This window comes from Chroococcidiopsis cubana SAG 39.79 (genome assembly GCF_003991895.1).
GTDB classification, from domain to species: domain Bacteria; phylum Cyanobacteriota; class Cyanobacteriia; order Cyanobacteriales; family Chroococcidiopsidaceae; genus Chroococcidiopsis; species Chroococcidiopsis thermalis.
The window spans coordinates 1-1383 of the sequence record NZ_RSCK01000168.1; the positions used below are offsets into that span (position 1 = coordinate 1).

General features: G+C 46.2%; 2 protein-coding genes. Both read right to left on the minus strand.

Annotated elements, in window-relative coordinates; genetic code table 11:
- Positions 1-68: 68 nt before the first annotated feature.
- Positions 69-377, minus strand: a complete 309-nt coding sequence (locus DSM107010_RS40670; protein ID WP_199755996.1) for a hypothetical protein — start codon at positions 375-377, stop codon at positions 69-71.
- On the minus strand, positions 355-1383 hold a 1029-nt coding region (locus DSM107010_RS35950), incomplete at its 5' end, for a recombinase family protein (protein WP_206751856.1). The genes DSM107010_RS35950 and DSM107010_RS40670, both read right to left, overlap by 23 nt.

Below are 1383 nucleotides of genomic sequence, written 5' to 3' on the forward strand. Positions count from 1 at the left end.
CCATCCCCCTGCCCACCTCTCTGCTATTAACGCTTGTAATGCTTAACACACCTTACTTTTCGCTTTTCTTAGTGCCATTCAGGGCTTAATCCTTGAGTTGTTAGATTCTTGAGACGTTCGCAGAGTTGGTTATACCGTGAAAGTTGCGTCAGTTTGGCAACAGGACGAACAATGCTATGTTTTGTGCAAGTACCTCCCACCCATTCGATCGTAATTTGAACTTGCTCGCTATTACCAATAACCTCAACAGTAATTTTTGCGATTACCTGTCGAATAATCTCTTTGCGTTGAGCATTTGTTGTAGTTGATGCTTGCCATAAAGCTGGAATATTTTGAGCTAGTTGGCGAATTGCCTCACGCTCTTGATTTGAGAGCAAACGAGGTTGCTGATGGCAGAATCGCGCTTTTATCTTCTCGTAATGACTGCTGTAGAGCCAATTTTTCTTCCCATTCCAAGGCGAGTTGACGTGCTACCAGGCGGTTTTCTGGTTCAACCAATCGATAGTGCCGTCCTGCTCGCTCGGCTTCAAAAGCAACTCTTTCCAATCGCTTTTGCCATAATTGGTCAAGCTGATAACGCTCTTGTTCGAGATGCGATGCTGCCTCCAAAGATAATTCTAAAGCCGCAGGCTCAAGTGCTTGTAAAACCTGTTGGCTAACAAACTTATCAAGTGCAGTTCCTGCTAGTTGCTGACACTTTTCGCCACCATAGTCAACTGCCTGTCGGCAACATACGTAGCGATGATGCTGCCCCTGAGCGTACTGAACAACCATGCGACAACCACACTTGCCACAAATCAACAAGCCCGACAATATGGCAGGCCCATAGCGTACTGCACCTAACTCCTGGGCTCTTGCCTGGTTAGACTTCAATCGTGCCAAATTCCATTGATATTGCTCCCATGAAATATAAGCCGGATAACAATCTGGTAGCAACACATGCCAATTATCTGGCTCAACTACAACTCTTCCAGTACTTGGTCGCCCTGCTTGTTGCTTGCGGGGATCTATTTGGCGACGACCATATGCATAAGCGCCTGCATACAACGGATTTTTGAGTAGGTTTTGCAGCGTCATGCGATTAGGACGATGCCACTCCAGGTCTCCCTTATTCAGTCCCGTTGCAACTCGAATCCCAAATTGGATGTCATTTTTCACCAAATAGCGCAGCACGGCATTGAGAGTTCCCAGTTCCTCAAACTTCCGAAATATTAGCCGAATCACCTGCTGAACTTGTTCGTCTGGGTCAAATACGACTTCTCCAGAAGGGCGGCGGATATAACCAGTTGGCAGTAAAAAATTCAGTTCTCCTCGTTGTGCTTTATTCAGCTTGCCCTGCACCATTCTTTGCTTAATCATGTGCAGTTCTGCTTCACTCATTGT